The organism is Dietzia sp. CW19 (genome assembly GCF_014145265.1).
In the GTDB taxonomy this organism is placed as follows: Bacteria; Actinomycetota; Actinomycetes; order Mycobacteriales; family Mycobacteriaceae; genus Dietzia; species Dietzia natronolimnaea.
Window position 1 is genome coordinate 1 of sequence record NZ_JAALEE010000252.1, and the last position, 5,476, is coordinate 5,476.

Annotated in this window: 4 protein-coding genes; 3 read left to right on the forward strand and 1 reads right to left on the reverse strand. The window is 70.8% G+C overall.

Going from position 1 to position 5,476, the window contains the following annotated elements; all coding sequences use genetic code 11:
• Positions 1 to 68: 68 nt before the first annotated feature.
• Positions 69 to 1,160, reverse strand: a complete 1,092-nt coding sequence (locus G6021_RS08190; RefSeq protein ID WP_179525108.1) for an iron-siderophore ABC transporter substrate-binding protein — start codon at positions 1,158 to 1,160, stop codon at positions 69 to 71.
• A 210-nt stretch (positions 1,161 to 1,370) separates the two neighbouring features.
• Here G6021_RS08190 and G6021_RS08195 point away from each other — a divergent pair, with 210 nt between their 5' ends.
• The 3 genes from G6021_RS08195 to G6021_RS17245 all read left to right on the forward strand — a co-directional run.
• Complete coding sequence (locus G6021_RS08195; protein WP_182610971.1) at positions 1,371 to 2,861, forward strand: pyridoxal-dependent decarboxylase; 1,491 nt, start codon at positions 1,371 to 1,373, stop codon at positions 2,859 to 2,861.
• Positions 2,858 to 4,342, forward strand: a complete 1,485-nt coding sequence (locus G6021_RS08200) for a SidA/IucD/PvdA family monooxygenase (protein ID WP_182641037.1) — start codon at positions 2,858 to 2,860, stop codon at positions 4,340 to 4,342. Before G6021_RS08195 ends, G6021_RS08200 begins: the two co-directional genes overlap by 4 nt.
• Positions 4,339 to 5,476: GNAT family N-acetyltransferase (locus G6021_RS17245; protein ID WP_241736473.1), on the forward strand; the 1,138-nt coding region annotated here is incomplete at its 3' end. The genes G6021_RS08200 and G6021_RS17245, both read left to right, overlap by 4 nt.

Sequence of the window (5,476 nt, forward strand, 5' to 3'; positions counted from 1 at the left end):
CGCACCGGGGCCGCCGCCGGCCCCGCGGGTGCGGGGTCGCTCCGGCTCGTCGCGGTCACCTGCATCGGTCAGTTCTGCTCCGCGGCGGCGATGATGTCCGGGACCACGTTGTCGAGCGCCCAGGGCAGGCTGAGCGGCGACGCCGCCGAGATGGACAGCACCTGCTGCTCGTCGGTCTGCACCACCATCCGGCCCGCCTCGACCGCGGGGATGCGACCCAGCAGCGGGTCCGCCTCGATCGCGGCGCGCACGTCGGGCGACGCCGCGTAGGTGACCAGGATGTCCGAGACGAGCTCGTCGGCCCGCTCGGGTGACCAGGTGACGGCGAACTGGTCGGCGGCGCCGGTCGAGGCCTCGGAGACGACGGGGGCCTGCACCATCCCCAGCTGCTCGAGGAATCGCGGTCGGTTGTCCACGTCGGTGAACGCGTAGATCTTCTCGGCCGCGTCGGGATCCACCGTGCCGTAGATGAAGGTCGTCCCCCGGACGCCCGGGTGATCGTCGGCGACCTGGGCGATCCGGTCCTCCACCTCGTCGATGAGCTCCTCCGCCCGCTCCGAGCGGCCGAGCGCCTCGCCGATGAGGCGGGTCGAGTCCTGCCAGGGCGTACCGAAGGCCACGTCACCCTCGGGCATCGCGATGGTGGGGGCGATCTTGGACAGGGTCTCGTACTCCTCGGCGGTCATCCCGGAGTAGGCACCCAGGATGACGTCGGGCTGGAGCGCGGCGATGGCCTCGGTGTTGATGCCGTCCGTCTCCGAGTACAACTCCGGCATCTCGCCGCCCACCGACTCCAGTTCGGCGTCGAACCAGTCGGTGGATCCACCGGCGTTGCCGCCGAACGAGTTCCGCGGCATGCCCACCGGAACCACTCCCAGCGCCAGCGAGACATCCGCGTTGACCCAGGAGATCGTGGCCACCCGCTGGGGCGGTTCGGTGATCTCCGTCTGCCCGTACGCGTGGGTGATGGTGCGGGGGAACTCCCCGTCGCGCTCGACGTCGGTCGCCGTGGCCGGGTCCTGCGATCCACCCACCGAGCCCGTCGTGCACCCGGCCAACACCGCCAGTGTCGCGAGGAGCGCGGCCAGGAGCAGCACGACCCGTGCGCGATCGGGGGCGTCGACCGCACGGACACGGGATCGGACGGTGAGTGGACTCATGGGGTCTCCGATGGGATAAAAGCCGCTTAGGCTTGGCTTACCTTATCGGGGCAACAGTAGAGCGACGATGCGCCGAAACGCAAGACCGTACTCCCACATTCCCACTTCGCCTGGGGCACAACGTGATTCATGTCACCCTAGTGTTGATAAGGCAAGCCTACCCTCATAACGTTCGCCGGTACCTACGTCCCCGATCAGTTCGGAGCACCCGTGAACGAACACCTGTTGAGCCACCGGAGCAGGAAGGACCACGCCGCCGCCCTGGCCGCGGCGACCGCCGAGGTCGGTCGATACCTCGACGGTCGTACCACCCCGCGCTCGTCCGCATCGCCCGCGCATCTCGCGTCACAGACCGCGGCGGTGGATCTGTCGACCCCGCTGGGGACGCTCGACAAGGCCCTGGTGGAGGTGCGTGCGCTCTACCTCGACCACGCCGTGGGGTACCACCACCCCCGCTACCTCTCGCACCTCAACTGTCCGGTCACGATCCCCGCGCTGGCCGCCGAGACGCTCGCCACCTCCGTCAACACCGCGGTGGAGACGTGGGACCAGGGCACCTCGGCGTGCCTGATCGAGCAGAGACTCGTCGACTGGGTCGCCGACCTGATCGAGTTCGACCGGCCGGATCGGGTCACGCCGGACGGCGTCTTCACCACCGGCGGATCGCAGTCCAACCTCCAGGGGTTGTTCACCGCTCGCGAGGATCGACTCTCCCGCCCCGGCCCCGGGGGGACCACGCCCGCGGACCGTTGCGCCCGTCTGTCCCGACTGCGGATCGTCACCGGCGAGCACGCCCATCTCAGCGTGGTCAAGGCCGCGCGTCTACTCGGCCTGGCGCCGGACGCGGTGATCGTCCTCCCCGGGGACGGCGACCGCATGGACCCCGCCACCCTCGACCGCGCCCTGGCATCCGTGGCGGACGCCGGTGACGAGGTCGCGGCCGTCGTCACCCTGGCCGGTACCACCGACCACGGCGCGATCGACCCGTTGCGTGAGATCGGACTGGTCTGTCGCCGTCACGACGTCTGGTTGCACGTGGACGCCGCCTACGGCGGCGGGTTGCTGGTCTCCCCCACCCGCCGCGATCTCCTCGACGGGATCGGGCTGGCCGACTCGGTGACCGTCGACTTCCACAAGACCTTCTTCCTGCCGGTGGCCGCATCCGCTCTTCTCCTGCGGGACGGCTCCGGCTTCCGCCACTCCACCGTCAGCGCCGACTACCTCAACCCCGCGGACGGTGACGATCACGCCGTGGACAAGTCCCTGCAGACCACCCGCCGCTTCGACGCGTTGAAGCTCTGGATGACGCTGCGCGTACTCGGCGCCGACGGGATCGGCCGCATGCTCGACGACGCGATCGACGTGGCCCGGCGGATCGGTCGGACCATCGACTCCGAGCCCGACCTCGAACTGGTTCGCAGGCCGGCACTGTCGACCGTCCTCTTCCGCCCCCGGCCCGAGGGGTGTGACCCCGACGAGTCCGACGCCCTGGTCCGTCCCGTCAGGGACGCGCTGTTCGCCGAGGGACGGTCGGTGGTCGCGGCGACGGTGGTGGACGGCAGACCGTGCCTCAAACTCACGATCCTGGACCCGGAGCTGTCCGACCGGGACGTGGCGGCCGTGCTCGCCGACGTCCGCGAGGCCGCCCGGTACCTGGCCGAGGGGATGCGCCAGGCCACCACCGCGGGGGTGATGTCATGAGCGGGAAGATCCACGACCTGCTGGGGGTGGGCATCGGTCCGTTCAACCTCGGGCTGGCGTGCCTCGCCGAACCGCTGGAGATCGACGCCGTCTTCCTCGACTCCCGCGAGGGCTTCGCGTGGCACCACGGACTCATGTTCGACGACGCGACCATCCAGGTGCCCTTCCTGGCCGATCTGGTCACGCTGGCCGACCCCACCTCTCCGTACTCGTTCCTGTCCTATCTCAAACAGGTGGGCCGGTTGTATCCGTTCTACATCCGCGAGAACTTCCAGCCCCTGCGCGCGGAGTACGACGCGTACTGTCGCTGGGCCTCCGAGCGGGTGGGTGGACTCCGGTGGGGACGGCAGGTGGTGGACGTCCGGCGCGAGGCGGCACAGGGCGCCGGGGGCGGGCCGGACGGGGGGAACGGAGGGACCGACGACGACGAGGACGGGCCCGTCTACCGGGTCACCGCGATCACCTCCGACGGCACGGAGACCTACCGCGCCCGGCACCTCGCACTGGGGATCGGCACCACCCCGTGGTCGCCTGTCGACACGGACTCGCTCGACGGCGCCTCCCCACACGCGGGCCGACGGGTCGCGCTGCACGCTGCCGACTACCTGCACCGGCGCGAGGAGCTGCTCGGGTTGGACTCGGTGACCGTCGTGGGCAGCGGCCAGTCGGCCGCCGAGATCTTCCACGACCTGGTGGCGACGTCCGGGCACTCCGGCCCCCGCGTGGACTGGATTACCCGGTCCCCCCGGTTCTTCCCCATGGAGTACACCAGGCTCACCCTGGAGATGACCTCCCCGGAGTACATCGACCACTTCCACGGTCTCGACGCCGGCACCCGGGACCGGTTGCTGCGCGAGCAACGGTCCCTCTACAAGGGCATCGACGCCGAGTTGATCAACGAGATCCACGATCTTCTCTACCGCCGGTCCGCCCACGGACTGGACACCGGGTTGCTGGTGGCCGCGACCGCCCTGGACGGGGCCACCGTAGACGAGTCAGGGATCCGCCTGGAACTGCACTGCAACGACACCGGCCGGGCCTGGCAACACCACACGGACGGTCTGGTGATGGCCACCGGCTACTCCGCCACCGCTCCGCGGTTCCTCGACGGGATCGCCTCGGAGATCGACTGGGAGGACCCCGGACCCGGGCGGGCCGGCGCGGGCAGGCCCCGTCGCTACCGCGTGGCCCGCGACCACACCATCGACCTGGCCCATCGGCGTGTCCATGTGCAGAACGCCGAGGAGCACACCCACGGGCTCAGCGCCCCGGACCTGGGGATGGGGGCGATGCGCAACAGCATCATCCTGCGGTCCGTCACCGGTCGCGAGGTCTACCCCGTCGAATCACGCATCGCGTTCCAGCGGTTCGGCGCCCCGGCCCGCGAGTCCTGCCCCACCCGGGAGACCGATCCGACCCGAGCCGGGACGTCCGCCGTGCGCCACTCCCCCGCCGACCAGCAGGCCCAGGAGGCCCGATGAACCATCACACCGTCAGTACCCCCGCCGGGCTCGTCTCGCTCTCTTCCCTCTCCACGGACGCCGATACCGTCGGGACCCTCCACGCCTGGCTCTCGCACCCCGGGTCGGCGTACTGGGGCATGCGGCACATGGCGCCCGAGCAGATCTCGGCGTTCTTCCGCGACTGGCAGAGCAGCCCACACCGGCAGGTCCACATGGTGCGCATCGACGGACTGCGAGTGGGGTTGGCGGTGTACTACGACCCGGCCGCGGTCGAGCTCGACGGCTCGTACCCGCACGAACCCGGGGACCTGGGTATGCACCTGCTGGTCGCCCCCTCGCGGACGCCCGTGCCGGGCACCACGGCCGCCGTGATCGGCGCGATCTGCGAGACCGCCTTCGGTCCGCTGGGCGCCCGACGCGTGGTGGTGGAGCCGGACATCCGCAACACCGCCGTGCACCGACTCAACGCCCGTGCCGGCTTCCGGGAGGGCGGGGCGGTGGAACTCGCCGACAAGACCGCCCTGCTCTCCTTCTGCGACGTCGGGGACTTCCGGGCCTCCGAGATCGGCCGGACCACACGGGCCGTGTCGTCGTCACCCCCGTCGTCCGGTGCCGTGCCCCACGCGCACCTCACCGGTCACGCGATGCGGCGGGCCCACCGTCACCTGTGCGCCAAGGCCCTGGCCGAGTTCTCCCACGAGCGACTCGTCTCGCCTCAGCCCACCGCAGACCCGGACATGTACGAGGTGCGCGCGGGTGAGGAGAGGTGGCTGTTCCGCGGGCGGGTGCTGCCCCTGGAGCACTGGGTGGTGGACGAGGGTTCGCTGCGCCGGGAGGTCGCCGGCGAGCCGGTCGAACCCGACGCCCCGGCCCTCATCACCGCGCTGGCCCCGGTGCTCGGTATCCCCGCGTCACTCGTCGGCGTCTATCTGGAGGAGATCGCCGCGACCCTCGGGTCCGCCGCGTTCTGTCTGCACCACCGCGCCCGCCCCGTGCAGGAACTGGCCGGTGCCGACCTGCAGGAGGTCGAGGCCGCGATGACCGAGGGGCACCCGGGCTTCGTGGCCAACAACGGGCGCATCGGACTGGGGCTGACCGACCGACACCGCTACACCCCGGAGGCTCCCGCGACGGTACGTCTGGTGTGGCTCA